Here is a 19,546-nt window from a genome sequence, read left to right on the forward strand (position 1 = left end):
CATGTCGGTCGAGGCACTGTTCAACCCGCGCTCGATCGCCCTGGTGGGGGCCACGGACAAGTCGGGCTGGTCGGTCAGCACGCTGCTGAACCTGCGCACCCACGGCTTCTCCGGGCCCGTCCACCTGGTCAACCCCAGGGGCGGGGTGGTGCACGGGTCGCCGGCCTTCCGCAGCCTGAGCGAGATCCCCTCCCCCGTCGACCTGGCCTACGTCATGGTGCCGACGGCCGCCGTGCTCGGCGTGCTGAAGGAGGGCGCCAAGCTGGGCATCGGCTGTTACGTGATCCTCACGGCGGGGTTCGGGGAGGCCGGCGCGGAGGGCGCGCGGCTGGAGGCGGAGATCGCCGGGTTCGCCCGCGAGAACGGCCTGACGATCCTCGGGCCGAACGGCAACGGCTACATCAACGCCGCCGCCGACGTGACCCCGTACGGGCTGCCCATCCCCGAGCCGCTGCTGCGCGGGTCGGTCGGCGTGGTGCTGCAGAGCGGCGCGCTGGCCAGCTCGGTGCTCGGCTTCGCCCAGGCCCGCAACGTCGGCGTCAGCCTGCTGACCTCGATGGGCAACGAGTCGGTCGTCACGGTCACCGACGTCGTCGACTACCTCGTGGACGACCCGGCGACCCGGGTCATCGCCCTGTTCCTGGAGACGATCAGGAACCCGGCCGAGTTCTCCCGGGTCGCCCGCCGGGCGCTGGTGGCGGGCAAGCCGATCGTCGCGCTCAAGATCGGCCGCAGCCGGCTCGCCTCGCACACCGCGCAGGCCCACACGGGTGCGCTCGTGGGCGACGACGACGTCATCGACGCCGCGATGCGCCAGCTCGGCGTGATCAGGGTGCGCTCGCTGGAGGACCTCATCATCACCTCCGGGCTGCTGGCCGCCACCGGCCCGCTGCCCGGCCGCCGGGTGGGCGTCGTCACCCCGTCGGGCGGCGCGTCCGAGATCATCGCGGACCGGGCCGAGGACGAGGGCCTGGAGCTGCCGCCCTTCTCCGCGGCCACGGTCGAGACGCTGGCCGGGATCGTGCCGTCGTTCGGCACCGTGCAGAACCCGCTCGACGTCACCGGCTACGTCCTCGTCGACCGCACCCTGCTCGGCCGCGCCCTGGAGACGGTGACCGCCGATCCCGGCATCGACCTGGTCATGCTGCTGTCCGAACCGCCCAGGATCGCCCCCGCGGACCCCGCGCCCGTCCTGGCCATGTACGAGGCCAGCGCGCGGCGCATCGCCGAGTCGCCGGTACCGGTCGTGGTGGTGAGCAACGTGCTGACCGACGTCACGGAGTTCGGGCGGCAGGTGCAGCGGGAGACCGGGTTCCCGTACGTCATGGGCGGGATCGAGCACGGCCTGACCGCGCTCGGCGCGGCGGTGCGCTGGTCGGAGGCCCACCGCAGGGCCCTGACCGGCGACGGCCCGGCCGGGCGGGCGGCGGTCGGCGGCGCACTCGGCGGCGCACTCGGCGGTGCATCCGGGGGCGCGCCCGAGGGTGCGCACGGCGTGTGGGCCGAGCACCGGGCCGCCGCCCTGCTCGCCGCCGCGGGGCTGCCCGTGGTGCCGTCCGAGACCGCGGCGGACGAGGCGGCGGCGGTGGCCGCGGCCGAACGGTTCGGCTACCCGGTGGTGCTCAAGGCCGCCGCCGAAGGGCTCGGGCACAAGAGCGACATCGGCGGGGTGCGGCTCGGGCTGTCCGGTCCGGAGGAGGTGCGGCAGGCGTACCGGGAGGTGGTGGCCGCGGCGCGGGCGCACGCCCCCGACGCGGGCGTGCTGGTGCAGCCGCAGCGCGGCGGCGGGATCGAGCTGCTGGCGGGCGTGGTGCGCGACCCGGCCTGGGGGCTCACCCTGGCGGTCGGGCTCGGCGGCGTCTGGGTGGAGGTGCTGCGGGACGCGGCCCTGCGCGTGCTGCCGGTGGACGCCGGCGAGGTCCGCCGGGCCCTGTCCGAGCTGCGCGGCGCGGCCCTGCTGGACGGAGCCAGGGGCACTGAGCCCGCCGACCTGGACGCGGTGGCCGACGTGGTGGCCGGGATCGCCGCGTTCGCCGAGAGCCTGGGCGACGGCCTGGAGTCCCTGGAGATCAACCCGCTCCTGGTCACCGGCTCCCGCGTCGAGGCCCTGGACGCGCTCATCACCTGGCGTCCGCCGCCCTCCTGACCTGCCCCCTTGCTCAATGCTCAAGGCTCTTCAGCAGGATCATCACGGCTCCCAGGGCGCCCGAGCCGGCTCCGCAGAGCAGCCGGATCCAGAGCCGGTCGGTCTTGGGCGCCGCCGCGAAGAAGCCGAGCACGGTGAGCAGGACGACGGACACGCCGATCTCCAGGTACACCGACGCGTCCACGGACATCACGCCGGTCATCGCCAGGCACAGGATGACCGTGAGCGGGACCAGCCCCCACAACATGCCCGTGGACCGCGTCACCGCGCCGCGCACCGCCGCGCGCACGTCCGGCGACCGGTCGCCGACGATCTCGGCGAACGCGTGCGCGATCCAGAACACGATGACCGTGCCGATCGCGGTCGCCAGCAGCTCGGCCGGGTCGGCGATCCAGTGCGAGAGCCCGGAGACGGCGCCGGCCGTCAGGATGGTCCCGTAGACCGACTCGCCGTTGACGAACCGCCCCACCCCGCGCGCGGCTCCCGTGCTCACCCGACGAATCTAGTACGGCCCCCGCGCGCTGCCGGGCACCCGACGCGCCCGCCCGAACGGTTTTCGCGCCCGCCTGGACGGTTTCGCGCCGCCTGAACGGTGTTTCGCGCCTTCGTCCGGCAGTTTTTCACGCCCCGCCCGCCCTGGGCCTCGGCGGCTCGGGCGCGTGTCGGTGGCGGCCGCCCGTGCCCGCAGCAGCGCGGGCGGCCGTCACCGGTCCGGGGGGCCGGGTGGTGGCTACTCGACCTCGATGGGCAGCTCGTAGACCTCCGTCGTGGGGTGGCCGGCCTTCTCGTGCACCCGCATCACCGCCTCCTTCGACGGCCCCGACGACAGGCAGAACACCTTGCCCGAGTCCGGATCGAGCCAGGCCCGCTCGAAGTGCACGCCCTCGGCCCCCTCGACCGCCAGATCCCGCTCGTGGGCCTCGCGCAACTGCTCCTCGGTGACACCGACGAAACCACTGTGCACGTCCATGAACTTCGGCATCGCCGTCTCCTCTTCTCAGGATCTTCCGCTTCCGATGGAGAGGCGTTCCATTCCGTTCCATCCCGTTCCATCGGCCCGTCCGGGCCCGCCTGCCCGCAGGGCCGGGTGCGGAACCTAGGGCAACCGGGAGGCCAGGACGAGGGTGGCGGCGGAGGCGAACATGCCGCCGTTGCCCAGCACCACGCTCACCTCCACGTCCGGCACCTGCGCCGCGGCCTCGCCCCGCAGCTGCCGCACCGACTCCTGGATGGCGAACATGCCGTACATGCCGGTGTGCGTGTAGGACAGGCCGCCGCCGTTGGTGTTCATCGGCAGCCGGCCGCCGGGCGAGGTGTGGCCCTCGGCGATGAACGCCCCCGCCTCGCCCCGGCCGACGAAGCCCAGGTCCTCCAGGCCGTAGACGGGCACGTGGGCGAAGGCGTCGTACACCATCAGGTGGTCGACGTCGTCGTGGGAGATCTTGGCCTCGGCGAAGGCGGCCTGCCCGGACAGGCGGAAGCCCTTGGAGGTGGTGAAGTCCTCCATCTGCGAGACCATCGGCGCGTCCATGGCCTCGCCGGAGCCGAGCAGGTACACCGGCGGGCGGCGCGACAGCTCCTCGGAGGTGACGACCAGCGCGCCGCCGCCGTCCGTCACCAGGCAGCATTCCAGCAGGTGGAAGGGGTAGGCGACGAGCTTGGACGCGAGCACGTCCTCGACCGTGATCAGGTCGCGGTACATGGCCCGCGGGTTCCGGGAGGCCCAGCGGCGCTGCGCGACCGCCACCTCGGCCAGTTGCTCGTGGGTGAGGCCGGTCTCCTTCATGTGGCGCAGCGCCGTGACGGTGAACGACGTCGGCGGCCCGACCACCCCGTACGGCAGCTCGAACTGCCCGAGCAGCGAGTCCGCGCCCAGTCCCCACCGGCCGGCGCCGACGCGCGACCGTCCCGACTCGCCGTGCGTGATCAGCACGGTACGGCACAGCCCGGCCCGGATGGCGGCGGCGGCGTGCCGGACGTGGAACAGGAACGACGACCCGCCCACGCCCGTGCCGTCGAGCCAGGAGGGCGTGATGCCCAGGGCGTGGGCGACCTGGATGGGGCCGGGCGTGCCGACCGTGGCGATGCCGTCGATGTCGTGTTTCGTCATGCCCGCGTCGGCGAGGGCGTTGCGCGCGGCCTCCAGGTGGAGCTGGAAGGTGGAGCGGTCCGGCAGGCGGCCGATCTCGTCGGTCTCGGCCGCCCCGGCGATCACGATGTTCATCGGGCGCCCTCCGCGGGCTCGAAGAGCGGCACGTGCACGTCGCCGCGCCGCTCGAACACCACCCGCAGCTCCATGTCCAGCGGCAGGTTCTCGGGGGTGTTGGGCACGCCGACGATGTTGCTCATCATCCGCACGCCCTCCTCCAGCTCCACGACGGCGATGGCGTAGGGCCCATCGCCCTCGAAACCGGGCGCGGGGCGGTGGTTGATCACGTACGAGTACAGGGTGGCGCGGCCCGTCGCGCGCACCCACTCCACGTCGCCGCCGCCGCAGTGGGGGCAGCTCGGCCGGGGGTAGAAGTAGTGCCGCGCGCACGTCTGGCAGCGCTGGATCCTGAGCTCTCCCGCGGCCGTGCCGTCCCAGAACGGCTGGGTCTCGGGCGTTGGCTTCGGTGCCGGTTTCATGGGCCTCCCCATTCTAGTTCTAGAATTGCACTCTAGAGCTAGGTTCGGTTCCGGGGAAGCCTCCGCCGACTCAGGGGCTGGGAATGCCGTCGCCGTTGCGGCCGCGTCCCGCCAGCACCTCCGCCAGCGTCGGGCGGGCCTCGTCCGGGTCACGCAACCCCGGGCAGGCGAGCTGGATCAGCACGCCGTGCGCCTCTTTGGGGTGCAGGAACACCTCCTGCCAGCGCACATCGGCCCGGTTGAGGCCGTGCAGCCGGTAGCCGCGCGCGGTGAGCCGGGCGACGGCCGCGTCCATGTCCCCGACATGGAAGTTGAGATGATGGACGCCGCCCCGCCCCCGCGTCAGCTCGAAGAAGCTGTCGAAGAACGTGGACCCGGTCAGCGGCTCCATGAGCTCGACCTTGCTCCCGTTGGAGTAGGTGAGCTGCAGCGTGCGGTACCCGCTGACCCGGTTGTCCCCGCCGCCGCCCAGATGGCGGCCGCCGAGCAGGTCGCGGTAGATCGGCAGCAGGTCCCTGATCCGGGGAGCGGCCACGGCCGTGTGGTCGAAGGTCACGTCGAGGCCGTCAAGTTCCAGGTCCACGCCCGGCTCCTCACTACGAACGAATCCTAGAATTTGATTCTAATCATCTGATACCGGGTACGCACTCTTGACGTCGGCCGATGTGAGGAGCAGCATCTCAGAAATGGATTCTAGAGCTAGCTTCTAGAACTCATGACGGGGGCCTAGGCTCGACAGAAAGGCGTGTCATGAGGCTGTCCTACGTCCGCGAGCTCGACGAGTACCCGACCGGCGCCCGCCGGATGAAGATCCTCACCATGGCCGTCCTGGCCATCCTCATCGGCTCCTACGAAGGGCAGATCGCGCCCGTCGTACCCCTGCTGCTCAAAGACCTGAACATGTCGCTGGCCACGTACGGCGCGGTGTCGGGGGCGGCGGCGGTGGCCGGGGCCGTGGCGTCCATCCTGGGCGGTCGGCTCACCGACCGGGTCGGCCGGGTCCGCCTGCTCATCCCGCTCATGGCCCTGACCGCCGTGTGCTGCTTCGCCATGACGCTCGTGCACAGCCCGCGCGACCTGCTGATCGCCCGCATCCTGCTGGCCTTCGTGGACGGCGTCGCCATGGCCTCCACCGCCCCGCTGATCCGCGACTTCTCGCCACGACTCGGACGGGCGCAGGCGTTCGGCTTCTGGACGTGGGGCCCGGTGGGCGCGAACTTCCTGGCCGCCGCCGTCGCCGGCTGGACACTGCCGATCTTCGACGAGTCGTGGCGGTCGCAGTTCGTCATCATGGGCTGCTTCTCACTGGTGATCTCGGCCGTCATCGCGTTCAACATCGCCGACCTGTCCCCCGAACTGCGGGCCAGGATCCAGCACACCGAACGGGCCGCCGAGGAGGTCGTCGACCTGAGGCGCCCGCCCACCGTCCGGTCGTTGTTCGCCCGGCGCAACATCTGGGCCCACGTCGTCGGCATCTCGCTCTGGCTGGTCCTCTACATCACGCTGTCGCTGTTCGGCCAGACGATGCTGGTGGGCGCGCTCGGCATCAGCAGCGCGCAGGCGTCCACGATCATGGCCGCGTTCTGGAGCCTCAACCTGGTCACGCTGATCGTCACCGGCCGCCTGTCGGACCGCCTGCAACTGCGCAAGCCGTTCTCGCTCGCCGGGACCATCGCCGCGGTGCTGGTCACCGCCTACCTCGCCGTCGCGCTCGGCCAGGAAGGCGTCTCCACCGGCACGCTGATGGTGGTCGGCGCCCTGCTCGGCGGCTCACTCGGCGTCGCCTACGCCCCCTGGATGGCCAATTACTCCGAGGACGCCGAGGACGCCGACCCGCGCCTGCAGGGCACGGCCTGGGGGTTGTTCGGCTTCCTGAGCAAGGCGATCGCGGTGGTCGGGCTGCTGGTCATCCCGCACGTGGTGGTGGCCACGAGCTGGCAGACCTGGCTGTTCGTGGCGCTGGGCTGCCTCGTGCTGTTCATCCCCGCCATCCTGCTCTTCAACGGCCCCTGGCGCCGCACCACCCCGGCTCCCCTGCAAGTGCCCCTGACCGAAGCCGAACACTGACCGTCCCGGCCGAGGGCGAACACTGCGCGGTCCGGCGGCCGAGGCCGAACACTGACCCGTCCCAACGGTGGCCGAACGTTGATCGGGCCTGCCGGGACACGCGAAAAGCGGCGCGCCCCGAAGGGGGCCCGCCGCTCGTCGCAGGAATGAGACCTATGTCCCGGTGCCGGGACGAGACGTGTCCGTCAGTCCCGGTGCCGGGATGAGACGTGTCCGTCAGTCCCGGTGCAGCTTCCGGTACGTCACCCGGTGGGGACGGGCCGCGTCGGCGCCGAGACGCTCGATCTTGTTCTTCTCGTAGTCGGCGAAGTTGCCCTCGAACCAGAACCAGTTCGAGCCTTCCTCCCACGCGAGGATGTGAGTGGCGATGCGGTCGAGAAACCACCGGTCGTGCGAGGTGATCACGGCGCAGCCCGGGAAGTCGAGCAGCGCGTTCTCCAGCGACGACAGCGTCTCGGTGTCGAGGTCGTTGGTCGGCTCGTCGAGCAGCAGCACGTTGCCGCCCTGCTTGAGGGTGAGCGCCAGGTTGAGCCGGTTACGCTCGCCGCCCGACAGCACCCCCGCCTTCTTCTGCTGGTCGGGCCCCTTGAACCCGAACGCCGCGATGTAGGCCCGCGACGGCATCTCGACGTTGCCGACCTTGATGTGGTCGAGCCCGTCGGAGACGACCTCCCAGACGTTCTTGCTCGGGTCGATGCCGCCCCGGCTCTGGTCGGCGTAGGAGATCTTCACGGTGTCGCCGATCGTGATCGACCCCGTGTCCGGCTTCTCCCCACCCGTGATCATGCGGAACAGCGTGGTCTTGCCGACGCCGTTGGGGCCGATGACGCCGACGATGCCGTTACGCGGCAGGTCGAACGTCAGGCTCTCCATCAGCAGGCGGTCGCCGAAGCCCTTGGTGAGCTGGTCCGCCTTGATCACCGTGGTGCCCAGACGCGGGCCCGGCGGGATCTGGATCTCCTCGAAGTCCAGCTTGCGGAACTTGTCGGCCTCGGCGGCCATCTCCTCGTACCGCTGGAGACGGGCCTTGCTCTTGGTCTGGCGGGCCTTGGGGTTGGAGCGCACCCACTCCAGCTCGTCCTCCAGGCGCTTCTTGCGCTTGGCGTCCTTCTGGCCCTCGACCTTCAGGCGCTGGGCCTTCATGTCGAGGTAGGTGGAGTAGTTGCCCTCGTAGGGGTAGCAGCGGCCGCGGTCGAGCTCCAGGATCCAGGTGGCCACGTTGTCCAGGAAGTACCGGTCGTGGGTGACGGCCAGCACCGTGCCGGCGTACTTCTCCAGGTGCGACTCCAGCCACTGCACGCTCTCGGCGTCGAGGTGGTTGGTGGGCTCGTCGAGCAGCAGCAGGTCGGGGGCCTCAAGCAGCAGCTTGCACAGCGCCACGCGGCGGCGCTCACCACCGGACAGCTTGCTCACCTCGGCGTCGGGCGGCGGGCAGCGCAGGGCGTCCATCGCCTGCTCCAGCTGGCTGTCGAGGTCCCACGCGTTGCGGTGCTCCAGCTGGTCCTGGAGCTTGCCCATCTCCTCCAGCAGCTCGTCGCTGTAGTCGGTGGCCATCTGCTCGGCGATCTGGTTGTAACGCTCGAGCATCGCCATAGTCTCGGCGACACCCTCCTGCACGTTGCCCAGAACGGTCTTTTCCTCGTTGAGCGGCGGCTCCTGCTGGAGCATGCCGACCGTGAAGCCCGGCATCAGCTTGGCGTCGCCATTGGACGGCTGCTCCAGGCCGGCCATCATCCGGAGCAGCGTCGACTTCCCGGTGCCGTTCGGCCCCAGGACACCGATCTTGGCTCCGGGCAGGAACGACAGCGTGACGTCGTCAAGGACAACCTTGTCGCCGTGCGCCTTGCGCACGCGCTGCAGCGTGTAGATGTACTCCGGCATGCTCCCTAGCTTAGAGGCTGCACACGCAGGCTTCCGCCGCCCAGCCCCTTTCACCTCCGCCCTTCCCCGCTCCCCCCTGCACCCCCACCCCTCCAACCCCACCTCCCCCGAACGCCTTGACGTCCGTGGGTCGCCCCCTGGCCACTCTCGCGCAGAGGAACGCCATGACGTCCCATGCCCGGCCCCCGCTTCGGGGGCGGGCGCTGCTCGCACCCCCGACCTCAGCTGACCGCGACCTTTCTCACCCCTCCTTGGCCCCCTTGGTCACGGCCTCCCGCGCGACAGCCGCCTTCACCACGGGCCTTGCGCGCCACGGTTTCCTAAGCCGCGGCCTCCTAGGTCGCGGCCCCTGCGGTGGTCCCCGTGGTGGTCCCCCGCGTTGCGAGGAGGGCGGTGGCTGCGGCTCGTGCCTGTTGTGCCGGGTGGGTCGAGTGCTCACGTACTGCCGTGACGATGGCCCCGTCCACCAGCAGGACGAACAGGTGCGCCAGCTCGGCGGCATCGTCGCGACCGTCGCGCTCGAGCAGCCCCGAGACGTACGCCCGCACGCGCTCCTTGTGCTCGGCCGCCACCCGATGAGCCGCACTGTCCGGGTCCGCCGTCTCGATCATGGTGTTGATGAAGGCGCACCCACGGAAATCCGCCCGCGCGAACCGTTCGGCCAGGGCGTCGAAGACGTCCAGCGGATGCCCGCCCAGAGCCTCCACGCGTTCGGCCAGCCAGGCCCGCCACCGCTCGTCCCGCCGCCGCAGTACGGCCACGACCAGGTCGTCCTTGCTCGGGAAGTGCCGGTAGAAGGAGGCGCGGCCCACTCCCGAGACACTCAGGATCCGCTCGACGCCCACCGCCCTGATCCCCTCCGCGTAGAAGAGGTCCTCGGCGGCGTCGAGCAGGCGTTCACGTGCACGTGTGGGCATACCGCCAAGCTATCCCGAACTTCCGTAAAACGGAACCGTTCGGTATCGTCTTGCCCCGATGGAACCGATCAGTACCGTTTTGGAGACGTCATGCCCCGCCTTCCGCAACTGACAGAAGACAATGACGGTTTGCTCGACCAGACCCGCCGCCAGCTCGGCAGGGTCCCCAACCTGTACGCCGCCCTCGCCAACGGCCCAGCCGCCCTGGCCGGATACCTCGCGATGCGCGAGCACCTCGGCTCGGGCGTCCTCACCCCGAGGCTGAGGGAGCAGATCGCGCTGCTGGTCGCCCAGGAGAACCACTGCACGTACTGCGTGAGCGCCCACACCATGCGCGGACGCCGTATGGGCATGTCCGATGAGGAACTTCTCAAGACACGCCAGGGCTCGGACGACGAGCCGCACGCGGCCGCAGTCCTGGCGATCACTCAGGCGATCATGCACACGGGCGGCGCGGTGAGCGACGCGGACCTGGACGCCGCACGGGCCGCCGGCGTCTCGGACGCGGAACTCGCCGAGATCGTGGCCCACATCGCCCTGAACACCTTGTCCAACTACTTCAACCACCTCGCCCAGCCCGAGCTGGACTTCCCGGAGGTGCAGGCATGAACCCCACCTGGAGAAACGGCACCGTCGAACTCGTCGACGGCTACACGCTGACCGACTCCGAGGGCCGCCGGGTGTCGACCGTCGAAGGAGTGCGGTTCGCCATCGAGGGCGGGTATCTCAACGTCGAGGTCCCCGGCGTACCTCACGTCCAGATCGTCTCGGCTCCCGCTGTCCGCCTGGTCACCTGCGACAGCGTCACCACGCCCTGACGCCCGGGGCGCACCGGCCACGACCCGAGGGCAGGCCCCTGACCCGTTCCCCCTCAGGCGCCTGCCCGCACCCCCGCACATCACACCGCGTGCCTCACGGCAGGTCACACGGCTTGCTCCTCGGGCGACGGCGGTTGTGGCGGCTGGACGACGGGGATGCAGACTCGGTCCCGGCCCAGTTCCTTGGCCCGATAGAGAGCCAGATCGGCGGCGGCCAGCAGGTCGATCAGATCGTCGCCGTGCACGCACATCAACGCCACCCCGACCGAGATCGTGATCCGAATCAGAGCCTCGTCCACCGGGATGGCCATGTGCCCGATGTGCGTGCGAAGTCGCTCGGCGACCTGCCGCGCCTCGTCGACGTCCGCCCCCGGCAGCAGGACGACGAACTCCTCGCCGCCGAACCGCCCCACCACGTCGGAGTCCCGCAACTCCCTGCGCAGCATGGCCGCCACTCCGGCCAGCACCTCGTCGCCGACCAGGTGCCCGTGGGCGTCGTTCACCCGTTTGAAGTGGTCGATGTCGATGATCAGCAGCGCCAGCGTGTCACCGCTGCGGCGCGCCCGCAGGATCTCGGTGTCGGCCTCCCGCTGCCAGGCGGCCGCGTTGAGCAGCCCGGTCTTCGAGTCAGTACGGGCGGCGGCCTGCAACTGCGCATGCAACAGGCTGCGTTGCAGCAGGACGACCGGCGGCAACGCGAGCACCAGCAGAGCCAGATTGAGCCCGCACCCGATCGAGACCGTGACCCCGAGGCACAGCTCGACGACGTCCAGCAGGACGCTCTCCCGGTTCCACAACACCTCCTGCCACGACCCCTCAGGATCGGACGTGTGCGCCGCGACCGCGATGAGACCGATGTTGAGCAGGGAGAACAGCACGGCGGCCGCAACCGCGTAGGCGATCGGCGGCCCACTTCCCAGCGTCAGCACCCAGGGATCGGGGACGACCCAGTGGAAGGCGACCGACGCCGTGCAGCCGGCCAGGCCGATGGCCGCCGAGCTGAACACCCGGCGGTAGAGAACTGTGGCGCGCACGCGCACCTGGAGAAGGATCTGCAGCACGATCGGCGCGAAGAGGGCGTAGACCGGCGGCAGGAGCAGGGCGACCGGCAGCCACCAGGCCGACAACAGGTCACGCGAGACTCCGGCGGGCATGCCCAGACGCCTGCTGGCCTCGATGCAGACCGCGCCGCACGCCATGAGAGCGGCAAAGGTCAGCACATCCGGCCAGTGGAAATCGGTGGATCTCGTGAACAAGATGATCGCGACGGCATCGAGGGCGACAATGGCGCACAGATACGCCACAAGGGGGCGCCGTTGCCCGAGCAATGGCCAACGACCGGCCAGTCTTGACACACCGTCGCGAGACTTGATCGTGGCGTGACTGGTCGCCGCCATCTCGTCTCCTCCCTGACTAACGATGTGTAACACAATAATTGCGGAGTGTGCGTTATGCGATGGGAACCGCTACGTTGAAACGACCACGCCCGCTCACTCCGCGAGCGGGCAGTGCCGGAAAGGAGCAACCATGGTGCGGGGAGTGACCTGGACATGACCCATGCTCTAGGTATCTGACGCGGACAACCACCCCATCGGCCCCCCTTCGGGGTGACATCGGGGCCATCAGCCGATGCCCCTCCCCCTCCCCCTCCCCTCTGGCCGTCCCCTGCGCGGGGCGCCGACCATCGGCTGCTGCCCTCCGCCCCGATCGCCTTCCCCCTGACCCATGGCAGGTGAACCGTCGGTCGTACCACTCCTTCATCCGGTCCATCGGCGAACTCGATGACCAGCAGGTCTGGGCCTACGCGGCACCAAGGAGTGCGTCAGGGCAAGCGGCAGGGCCGGGATCCCGCCTCGCCGTTGCGCCAGGCCGGCACTGGCCGCCCGCGTATCTGAACTTCACCGGCAGGCGACTCCTGTGGGCGACGCCTGCCGACAGGCGGCTGATCGGCCGCCCCCCGCGTCCTCGATATGGGCACACCTGGCGGGTGTGGTTGTGGGGGCGTCGAGGCAAGCAGGCTGCTCGGATTGGCGGCGGGTGTCTTCATGGCGGTTGAGTAGGTCGCCATGAAGACACCCGCCTTCGTGGACAGCGGCCACGTATCCGTCACGACGGGAGCATCCACCGGCGTAGATGCTCAAGCCGTCAGGTGACGTGGGTGTCAGGCGGCGGCCTTCTCCGGGGTCTGTGTCTTCGTCCGGGGCTTGCTGGACGCGCCCAGGACGCGGACCGTGGCCGCCTTGGCCGACGAAGCGCGGCCCGGATGCTCCCGTGTGACCGTGTCAGGCGTGGTGTCGTCCGCCACGGCAGGGTCGGGCTGGGGCTCGGGACGGGCGGCGGGTTGCGGGGTGGCGGCGTCGGGGTCGGTGGCTGCTATGGCCAGCGCCGCGTGGTCGGCGTCCGGCCCGGCGTCACCGTCGTGAGGCTGGGCGGGAGCGCTTCGCAGGGCGTCGGCGGCCGCGGGGACCGACGGGTCAGCGCTCGGGTGGGGAGAAGAGGGGCGGACGGGCTTGGTGCCCATCGCCCAGTCCTGGGTCTCCTCGTCGAGGCGTTCGCGCATCTCCTTGGTCATCGAGCCCAGGCCGCCCCCGCGCTCCGGCTTGGTGAAGACGCCGGTGCCCCAGCGCAGGTCGTGCCCGACCGCGCTGGCCTCGATCTCCGGCATGAACCGGCGGTCGCCTTCCGCGCCGAACTCGCGGATGCGGAGCTTGCCGGACACGACGACGGGCTGCCCCGCCCGTACGCAGTCGGCGACGTTGTCGCCCAGCGCACGCCAGCAGCGGACCGTGAAGCAGACGCGCTCACCGTCGGTCCATTGCCCGGTCTTCCTGTCGAAGTAGCGGTGCGAGGTGAACACCTTCAGCGACGTGACCCTCGTGCCGTCGTCGAAGCTGTACTGCCGTGGCTCTGCTGCGACGTTTCCGGTGAGCGTGATGTAGATGTCGTTCATCCGTGCCTCCCATGCGGCGGGCGGACTGCCCGCGACCTGGGAACACGGTGCCTGAAGCAGGCCGGGCGGGGCGGGGCCGAACGCCGTTCTGTGGATGACGGGACGGCGAGGCAGGACGGCTGTGGACGAAGGACAGCGGCACAGGGAGCGTACGAGAAGAGAGACGTCAGCCCGAGAGGTCGCGCAGGGCCGTGTAGAAGGCGTGGTGGCGGCCCAGCTCGCGTTCGACGGGCTCCACCACCATCTTCACCGACACCGTCGCCACCCTGCGGCGCATCTCCCGCTCCAGACGTTCCCGCTCGCGCGAGGCCCCCAGCTCCACGAAGTTGCGCGAGGCGATGCCCGACAACGCGCCCAGCCCCAGGACGGAGGCCATCATGAGCGCCACCCACGGCAGCGCCGCGCCGTCGCCGACCAGTTGCAGGGTCGCGGGCAGCTGGGCGGGCACGGTCAGCCCGGCCACCAGCCACACCACCCCGGCCACGAACGCCACCACCAGCAGGTACTGCCAGACCTTGAGCAACCGCCACCAGCCGGGCACCCGGTCGAGGCGCGGCGCCACCTCCGTGAGCTCCTCGGTCAGCGCCTTCGGCAGCCGGGACGCGTGCGAGCGCGCGGCCTGTTGCACCGCGGTCCGCCACACCGGGTCCATCCCGGCCGACAGCCCGTCGGTGAGCGCCTGCACGGCGTTGGCCACCTCGGCGGAATGCGCGCTCACCGAGCCGGTCGTGATGCCGCGGATCTCGTCGCCGACGTCTTCCAGACGCAGGCTCTTCAACGGATCCGGACGGAACTTGGCGAACCACCGCGGATACGGCCAACCGACCCACTGGCTGGAACGCTCGGCGTAGACGTTCTCCATGGCCTCGCCGACGGCGGGGACGCCGATCGCGTCGCAGAGCGCATCGGTGAGCCCCATCCTGCGCGCCTCGTCGACCGACGACGGCACGAGCAGCGCGTCGCCGAGTGGCATGGCCTCGCCGAGCCGCTGCTCCATCCGCTGGAGGTCGGCCTCCAGCTTCTGGATGGCGGCGCGGCGGCGGCCGACGGCTGTCGCGATCACGCTCTTGAGGCTCTCGACGCCGCGCCCGGTGACGGCCGAGGTGGGGACGACGCTGGGGTGCTCGACGCCTTCCCGGCGCAGCAGGTCGTTGAGGTCGATGACCAGCTCGGCCAGCTCCGCCGCGGAGAGCTTGTCGGCCTGGTTGAGCGCGAACACGGTCACCGCGTCGTGCCCGGCCAGTTCGGTCACGTAGCGCCGGTGGGTGGAGGCGTCGGCGTACTTCTGCGGGTCGAGCACCCACACGACCAGGTCGGCCAGCCCGATGAGCCGGTCGGCCTCGTTGTCGGTGAGCGCCCGGATCGAGTCGTGGTCGGGCAGGTCGAGCAGGATCAGCCCGTGGAGCTGGCTGTCGCCCTTGTCGAGCGCGCTGGTACGGGAGAAGCGGTGGCGTGGCTGGATCTGCAGCCAGTCGAGCAGCGGCGCCGAGCCCTCCAGCCCCCACACGCAGGCATGGGTGCGGGCCGTCGTCGGACGGCGGACGCCCGTGGGCGACAGCTCAAGCCCCGAAATGGCGTTGAACAGGGACGACTTGCCGCTCCCGGTGCCGCCCGCGAGGGCCACCACGGTGTGCTCGGACGACAGCTTGAGCCGGTCGCCGGCCCGCGTCAGCAGCGCGCCGGCCTCGGTGAGCAGTTTCTGGTCGAGCCGCCCGGGACCGAGCTCCACCACCTTGTTGAGCGCGGACAACCTCGGCGCGAGGCCCGCCCTCGGGGGCGTGGTCGTCGTCATCGGGCGACCTCAAGGTTGTACGTCGCCTGGTAGAGGCGGGTCGCGACGGACTCGTCCGGGATGCCCGCCGAGTCGAGAGCGTGTACGTAACGCATGGATTCCTCGTCGAACAGCATGCCGAGCCTGGCTCGCAGGTCACTGAGCGCCTTGGCGCCGATGCCGCGCAGCGACTCCGCGCCGAGCAGCGCGTTGACGAGCCGGTGCGGCACGCCCGACCCGTCGCCGCCGCTGAACATGGCGACCGTGAAGATCAGGGAGAGCGCGTCGGGATCGAACGAGACGAGCTTGGACACCGAGCGCTTGGTCACGCCCTCGGTGCGTACGAGCTCGTTCAGGTGGTCCTGCCAGGACGCGATGGCGCGCCCGGCGTGCCGCAGCAGGTTGTCCGACGGGCGGTCGAGCCCGTCGGCGAGCTTGGCGCCCAGCTCGGAACGGTGCCGCCAGCGCGCGACCACCTCCTCGGCGGCGCGGTTGGCCGCGGCGACAATCACCGACTCCAGCCCGGCCCGGATCGCCGCCTTGAACGCCGTCACCCGCTCGGGCGTCTGCCTGCCCGCCTTGCCGCTCCTGCCGAACTGCAGCGAGCGCATGAGGTCGCCGGAGCCCGCGAAGTCCTGCCAGCGGGCCAGCACCTCGCCGTGCAGCAGCGAGCCGTTCTTGGACGCCTTGTCGATCTCGGCCAGCGCGCCCAGGTAGGCGGCCTCGACGTCGCTGCGCAGCTCGGCCCGGAACGCCGCCTGGCCCTCCAGATGCCTGGCCAGCGCGGGCACGCGGGTGCGGAAGCTGTTGAGCACCCCGTTCAGGGTCTCCTGCACGGCCTGCGCCCGGCGCGCCTCGTCGACCGAGAGCTCGGCCAGCCACATGCGCAGGTCGGTGACCTCGCTGTCGGGCAGCCTGCCGTCGGTCACCGTCGCCTCGTGGATCACGAACCGGTCGATGTCGCCCAGGCCGTATTCGGTCAGCATACGGACGAAATGCTTGAGCACGACGTCGGCCGACCGGGGCTGCACCCGCGACAACACGATGGCCAGCCGGGCGCCGCGCTCCTTGGCCAGGCGCAGCAGGCTCCAGGCGGGCGCGTCGGCGTAGCGGGCGGCGGTGGTCACGAAGATCCACAGGTCGGCGGCGTCGAGCATGCGGTGGGCGATCTCATGGTGCTCCTCGACGACCGAGTCGATGTCGGGAGTGTCCAGCAGCGCGACGCCCTGCGGGAGCTTCTCGGTCGTCACGACGACCAGGCCGCTCGTGTCGCTGTCGGGCGAGGGCCGGTCCAGCCGTTCGAGCCCGCTGAGCAGCTCGCCCTCCGCGAACCACTTCCTGTCGTCGGGGTGGCAGGCCAGGATGGGCGTGCCGGTGGTCGGGCGGCGCACTCCGGTGCGGGAGATGTTCCGCTCGGCCAGGGAGTTGACCAGGGTGGACTTGCCCGCGCCGGTGGAACCCGCGATCACGATCAGCGCGGGGGCCGTGTTGGTGCGCACCCTCGGCAGGACGTAGTTCTCCAGCTGGGCCAGCAGGTCGGCCCGCGCCTGCCTGGCCTCCTCGGCTCCCGGCAGGTCGAGGCTGAAGCGCAGGTCGGACACGCTTTCGCGCAACGCGCTCAGCGCCGACGTCATCGCCTCGACGACCTCGGCCGGCAGCTCCTCGACCCGCTGCCCTTCCTCCGGCGCGCCTCCCGGCTCGGACCCGGCACCGTCCTCCGCACCGTCCTCAACGCCAGTGTCGGCGTCGCTGTCGGCGTCGGTGTCGGTGTCAGCGTCGACGTGGTCGTCGGTTTCAGCGTCGGTGTCGGCGTCGGCGTTCGCGTGGACGGCGGCATCCTCGTCGGAATCCGCGTCGGAATCCGCGTCGGCGGCGGCGGTTTCGGCGTTCGCCTGGGCGAGGGCATCCGCGTCGGGGTGGACGTCCAGGTCGGCGTCGGTGTCCAGGCCCGCGTCGGTCGTCGGGCCGTCGTCGGAGCCCTGGCCGCCGTCGGTTGCGGCGTCGGCGTCGGCGTCGGTTTCGGCGTCGAGCTGGGCGGGGGCGTCCGCGTCGGTGTTCGGGGCGGCGTCGGGGATGGTCTCGCCGCTGTTGGCTACGGCGTCGGAGCCCGCTTCGGTGTCATCGGTCTCTACGGGGGACGTGACGTCGTCGGCGTCGGCGTCGGCGTCGGCGTCGGCGTCGGGCTCGTCCTCCGCCAGGTCTCCCGGGTCGGTCGGGTAGTCGGCGCCCACGGGGACATCGACAGCCGGGGAGAAGGCGTCGAAGCCGGTGAGGGCTTCAGCTGAGGTGCTGGGGTCGGCGGGGGCGCGGTTGTCGTCAGCGTCCATCGCCTCGCCGGGGTCGGCGTCGCCTTCCGCAAGGGGCGCCGCTTCGGCTTCGGGAGCGAGGGCGTCATCGGGCCGGGGAGTGTCGGTCTGAGGACGGTTCCCGGCATCGGCGGCGGAGGGGGCGGCCTCGTCGTCGTCAGGGGCGGTGTCCGCCGGGGGCGGCGGCTGCTCGGCGTCGGAAGGCGCCTCTCCGCTGTCGGCGGTGGTGGCGTCCGGGGACGCGGGCGTCGGCTCGGTTTCCGAGGACGGGGCGGTGTCCGGTTCCTGGGGGGCTCGTTCCCAGAAGGCAGCAGGCCTCGGACGCGTTCCGTCCCCCTCACGCGGCTCGGCGGCGCGCGCGGGGGTGAAGAGGCTCGGACGGTCGGCCGGACGGGACGGCGTGAAGAGGCTGGGCCCCGTGGACGGGCCGGGCTCGTCCGTACCGGCGGAGGGCTCCTGCGAAGCGGCCGGGGGCTGTGGAGCGGTGGGCCGCCGAGGCTGGACGGCCTCGTCAGCGCGCGGCGGCGGCTGGAAGAGCGACGGCCGGGCAGCCGCGGACGACGGCTCCCCCGAGGCCGACGGCCCCCCGGAAGCCGCAGACGGCGAGCCCGAGGGCGCAGCGGGCGGGGCTGAGGGGGCAGCGGGCGGTGAAGGCGTGGGGGTCCGGGGATCGGGCAGGTCGTCGTCCGTCACCGGGCGGAAGCTCAACGTCTGCTCCCCCAGCGACTCGTGCCGCCCGTCATCCATGGCGGTGTTCACGGCAAGCGCTCCGCTCGAACCATCTCGACCTCCTGGCCGACCCGCACGACGTCGCCGACGATGACGATCGCCGGAGGCCGTATCCCAGCCGCGGACACGCGGTCGGCCACGGTGGAAAGCGGTGCGATTACCGCCCGCTGGGTCGGAAGGGTACCGTCCTGTACCACCATTACGGGAGTCTCCGGCGCACGTCCGTCTCGAAGCAGCGCCTCGGCCACCTTCGGCAGCCGTTCGACGGCCATCATGAGCACCAGCGTGCCCTGGGATCGGGCCAGGGCGGGCCAGTCGACGGTGGAGGCCGGGTGGTCGGGCGCGACGTGCACGGAGACGACGTGGAACTCCTGGCTCACGCCGCGATGCGTCACCGGCACCCCGGCCGCGGCCGGGACCGCGACGGCGCTGGTGATGCCGGGGACGACGAGCACCGGGATGCCGGCCTGGGCGCAGGCGATCATCTCCTCGCCGCCGCGCCCGAACACGAACGGGTCGCCGCCCTTGAGCCGGACGACGAACTTGCCCTGCCTGGCCCGGTCGACCAGCAGCTCGTTGATCTTCTCCTGGGACAGCGACCTGCCGTAGGGCACCTTGGCGGCGTCGATCAGCTCGACGTCGGGGGCGAGCTCGTCGAGCAGCGCCCGGGGGGCGAGCCGGTCGGCCACCACGACGTCGGCCTGGGCGAGGAGCTGCCGCCCGCGCACGGTGATCAGGCCGGGGTCGCCGGGGCCGCCGCCGACCAGGGCCACCCCGACGGGCTTGGTGCGGTTGCGGCGGGCGTCGACCGTGCCGTCGCGCAGCGCGCCGACGACCGCGTCGCGGATGCCCGCGGCCCGGCGCGGGTCGCCGCCCGCGGTGACGGCCACGCTGATCTCGTCGACCCGGCCGGAGGCCGGGGTCCAGGCGGCGGAGGCGTCACGGTCGTCGGCGCGCACGCACCACACCCGCTTGGCCTCGGCCTCGGCGGCGACCGCGGCGTTGACGGACCTGACGTCGGTGCAGGCCTGCACGAGCCAGGCGCCGTCGCAGTCGCCCACCTCGTACGGGCGCGCGTGCCAGGTGACCCGGCCGGTCGCGATCAGGTCGTCGAGGGCCGGGGTGACGGCCGGGGACACCACGGTGACCTCCGCACCGGCCTCGAGCAGCGCGGGGACGCGCCGCTGCGCGACGCGGCCGCCGCCCACGACGAGCACCCGGCGGCCGGAAAGCCGCAGGCCGAGGAGGTAGGGACCCATGGGGGGAATCTCCCGTTCGCGAAGGTTGTGTTTGGAGGTAAACCTACCGGCTCACCGTGCGTCGTTCGCTGCGC

16 protein-coding genes are annotated in these 19,546 nt (G+C 71.3%); 4 read left to right on the forward strand and 12 right to left on the reverse strand.

Annotated elements, in window-relative coordinates; genetic code table 11:
• Window position 1 precedes the first annotated feature (1 nt).
• On the forward strand, window positions 2–2,146 hold the full coding sequence (locus tag ACFYYW_RS29650; protein ID WP_387653259.1) for an acetate--CoA ligase family protein: 2,145 nt from the start codon (window positions 2–4) through the stop codon (window positions 2,144–2,146).
• 13 nt (window positions 2,147–2,159) lie between these two features.
• Here ACFYYW_RS29650 and ACFYYW_RS29655 read toward each other — a convergent pair whose 3' ends face one another.
• From ACFYYW_RS29655 to ACFYYW_RS29675, 5 genes are all read right to left on the reverse strand, one after another.
• A complete protein-coding gene (locus ACFYYW_RS29655) occupies window positions 2,160–2,639 on the reverse strand; it encodes a hypothetical protein (protein WP_387653262.1) in 480 nt (159 codons plus the stop codon).
• 237 nt (window positions 2,640–2,876) lie between these two features.
• On the reverse strand, window positions 2,877–3,128 hold the full coding sequence (locus ACFYYW_RS29660) for an SCO4226 family nickel-binding protein (protein ID WP_125636368.1): 252 nt from the start codon (window positions 3,126–3,128) through the stop codon (window positions 2,877–2,879).
• A gap of 114 nt (window positions 3,129–3,242) precedes the next feature.
• Window positions 3,243–4,370, reverse strand: a complete 1,128-nt coding sequence (locus ACFYYW_RS29665) for a thiolase (protein ID WP_387653265.1) — start codon at window positions 4,368–4,370, stop codon at window positions 3,243–3,245.
• Entirely contained in the window at window positions 4,367–4,774 is a 408-nt protein-coding gene (locus ACFYYW_RS29670) for a Zn-ribbon domain-containing OB-fold protein (protein ID WP_364414313.1), read from the reverse strand. Before ACFYYW_RS29670 ends, ACFYYW_RS29665 begins: the two co-directional genes overlap by 4 nt.
• Before the next feature lie 70 nt (window positions 4,775–4,844).
• Window positions 4,845–5,357, reverse strand: coding sequence for a VOC family protein (locus ACFYYW_RS29675; RefSeq protein WP_352322437.1), 513 nt, complete (start codon window positions 5,355–5,357; stop codon window positions 4,845–4,847).
• A 167-nt stretch (window positions 5,358–5,524) separates the two neighbouring features.
• Here ACFYYW_RS29675 and ACFYYW_RS29680 point away from each other — a divergent pair, with 167 nt between their 5' ends.
• Entirely contained in the window at window positions 5,525–6,841 is a 1,317-nt protein-coding gene (locus ACFYYW_RS29680; protein ID WP_387653268.1) for an MFS transporter, read from the forward strand.
• Between the two features lie 216 nt (window positions 6,842–7,057).
• On the opposite strand, the gene ettA is transcribed toward ACFYYW_RS29680, so the two are convergent.
• Together ettA and ACFYYW_RS29690 are read right to left on the reverse strand one after the other, a co-directional pair.
• Complete coding sequence (gene ettA / locus ACFYYW_RS29685) at window positions 7,058–8,722, reverse strand: energy-dependent translational throttle protein EttA (RefSeq protein ID WP_387653271.1); 1,665 nt, start codon at window positions 8,720–8,722, stop codon at window positions 7,058–7,060.
• A gap of 335 nt (window positions 8,723–9,057) precedes the next feature.
• Entirely contained in the window at window positions 9,058–9,639 is a 582-nt protein-coding gene (locus tag ACFYYW_RS29690) for a TetR/AcrR family transcriptional regulator (RefSeq protein WP_387653274.1), read from the reverse strand.
• A gap of 129 nt (window positions 9,640–9,768) precedes the next feature.
• On the opposite strand from ACFYYW_RS29690, the gene ACFYYW_RS29695 reads away from it, so the two are divergent.
• Both ACFYYW_RS29695 and ACFYYW_RS29700 read left to right on the forward strand, forming a co-directional pair.
• Window positions 9,769–10,248: a carboxymuconolactone decarboxylase family protein gene (locus ACFYYW_RS29695; RefSeq protein WP_387653277.1), complete on the forward strand. Its 480-nt coding sequence runs from the start codon at window positions 9,769–9,771 to the stop codon at window positions 10,246–10,248.
• On the forward strand, window positions 10,245–10,457 hold the full coding sequence (locus ACFYYW_RS29700) for a hypothetical protein (protein WP_387653278.1): 213 nt from the start codon (window positions 10,245–10,247) through the stop codon (window positions 10,455–10,457). The genes ACFYYW_RS29695 and ACFYYW_RS29700 overlap by 4 nt, the downstream gene beginning before the upstream one ends.
• A gap of 104 nt (window positions 10,458–10,561) precedes the next feature.
• On the opposite strand, the gene ACFYYW_RS29705 is transcribed toward ACFYYW_RS29700, so the two are convergent.
• The 5 genes from ACFYYW_RS29705 to cobA form a co-directional block, all read right to left on the reverse strand.
• Window positions 10,562–11,677, reverse strand: coding sequence for a GGDEF domain-containing protein (locus ACFYYW_RS29705; protein WP_387653280.1), 1,116 nt, complete (start codon window positions 11,675–11,677; stop codon window positions 10,562–10,564).
• 941 nt (window positions 11,678–12,618) lie between these two features.
• Window positions 12,619–13,407 carry a single-stranded DNA-binding protein gene (locus ACFYYW_RS29710; protein WP_387653282.1) on the reverse strand — a complete coding sequence of 263 codons (789 nt, stop codon included), beginning with the start codon at window positions 13,405–13,407 and terminating at the stop codon, window positions 12,619–12,621.
• A 166-nt stretch (window positions 13,408–13,573) separates the two neighbouring features.
• On the reverse strand, window positions 13,574–15,199 hold the full coding sequence (locus ACFYYW_RS29715) for a YfjP family GTPase (RefSeq protein WP_387653284.1): 1,626 nt from the start codon (window positions 15,197–15,199) through the stop codon (window positions 13,574–13,576).
• A complete protein-coding gene (locus ACFYYW_RS29720; protein ID WP_387653287.1) occupies window positions 15,196–17,505 on the reverse strand; it encodes a dynamin family protein in 2,310 nt (769 codons plus the stop codon). Before ACFYYW_RS29720 ends, ACFYYW_RS29715 begins: the two co-directional genes overlap by 4 nt.
• A 734-nt stretch (window positions 17,506–18,239) precedes the next feature.
• On the reverse strand, window positions 18,240–19,472 hold the full coding sequence (gene cobA / locus ACFYYW_RS29725) for a uroporphyrinogen-III C-methyltransferase (protein ID WP_352322447.1): 1,233 nt from the start codon (window positions 19,470–19,472) through the stop codon (window positions 18,240–18,242).
• Window positions 19,473–19,546: the final 74 nt, after the last annotated feature.

Source organism: Nonomuraea sp. NPDC001831 (genome assembly GCF_042892035.1).
In the GTDB taxonomy this organism is placed as follows: Bacteria; Actinomycetota; Actinomycetes; order Streptosporangiales; family Streptosporangiaceae; genus Nonomuraea.